Annotated in this window: 1 protein-coding gene; it reads left to right on the top strand. The window is 73.1% G+C overall.

Translation table 11 applies throughout. The annotated features are described in order from the left end of the window. Positions 1–234: 234 nt before the first annotated feature. The gene (locus EF903_RS32715) at positions 235–1,248 is read left to right on the top strand and encodes a serine/threonine-protein kinase (protein ID WP_125548549.1); all 1,014 of its coding nucleotides are present in this window, start codon (positions 235–237) and stop codon (positions 1,246–1,248) included. The last annotated feature ends 8 nt before the right edge of the window (positions 1,249–1,256 follow it).

Below are 1,256 nucleotides of genomic sequence, written 5' to 3'. Positions count from 1 at the left end.
CGACGACACCGACACCCGCAAGAAGGACATCGCCCACCAGTACGACATCCCCGTCCAACAGCTCGACACCTGGAAGAAGCACTACCTCGAAGGCAACTGGACCGCCCTCATGAACGGCACCAACCCCCCTTGCTCCTGAAAGGAGCCGCCCCCCGCAGGCGCCCCGGCCGCCACCGGCCGGGGCGCATCCGTGCGCGGGGGCACCCCGGAGGGCGGCCGCATAGACTTTGCCGTATGGGCACGCCGTCGAGCCTGAGCGTGTACGCGGGTCAGCCCTCCGGCCTGATCGGGAAGCAGATCGCCGGATACCGGGTCGAGCGGATGCTCGGCCGCGGCGGCATGGCGGTCGTCTACTGCGCCAAGGACCTGCGCCTGGACCGCACGGTCGCGCTCAAGCTGATCGCCCCGGAGCGCGCCCGGGACGACACCTTCCGGCGCCGGTTCACGCACGAGTCGCGCGTCGCGGCGTCGATCGAGCACCCGCACATCGTGCCGATCTTCGAGGCGGGCGAGACGGACGGCGTCCTCTACATCGCCATGAGGTACGTCCCGGGGGCCGACCTGCGGGCCCTGCTGGACCGGGAGGGGCCACTGCCCGTCGCGACGGCCCTGCGCATCGCCGCCCAGGTGGCGTCGGCGCTCGACGCGGCCCACGAGCACGACCTGGTCCACCGGGACGTCAAGCCGGGCAACATCCTGGTCGCCGCGGGCCCCGACAGCGAGCACCCGGAGCACGTCTACCTGACGGACTTCGGCCTGACGAAGAAGTCGCTGTCGCTCACCGGCTTCACCACGGAGGGGGAGTTCGTCGGGACGCTCGACTACATGGCGCCGGAGCAGATCTCGGGCCGGCCGGTGGACGGCCGGTGCGACCTGTACAGCCTCGCCTGCGTCGTCTACGAAACCCTCGCGGGCGGACCGCCGTTCGAGCGCGAGGAAGACGCCGCGCTGCTGTGGGCGCACCAGTTCGACCAGCCGCCGCCGCTCACGGAGCGGCGGCCGGAGATCCCGGAAGCCGCCGACGAGGTGCTGTCCAAGGGGCTCGCGAAGGTGCCCGAGGACCGGTACGGATCGTGCCTGGAGTTCGTCGCGGCCCTGCGCGCCGCCACCGCGGGCGCCGGGACGCCCGTACGGCTCCCGCGCGATGACGGGCGGTCCGCCGCCGAGACGGAAGAGCCCCCCGGGCCGCCGCCGGAGCCGCCGGAGTGGGCCCGGCCGGTCTTCCGCGGCACGCCCGGAGGGACGTGACCTCCCCC

The sequence above is a fragment of the Streptomyces sp. WAC05292 genome, from assembly GCF_003949955.1.
In the GTDB taxonomy this organism is placed as follows: Bacteria; Actinomycetota; Actinomycetes; order Streptomycetales; family Streptomycetaceae; genus Streptomyces; species Streptomyces globosus.
Note: the sequence above shows the minus strand (reverse complement) of the source record. Positions and strands in the feature narration are given on the sequence as shown.

Coding starts and splice junctions, on each gene's coding strand:
- EF903_RS32715 (WP_125548549.1), top strand. CDS start 235: ATGGGCACGCCGTCGAGCCTGAGCGTGTACGCGGGTCAGCCCTCCGGC.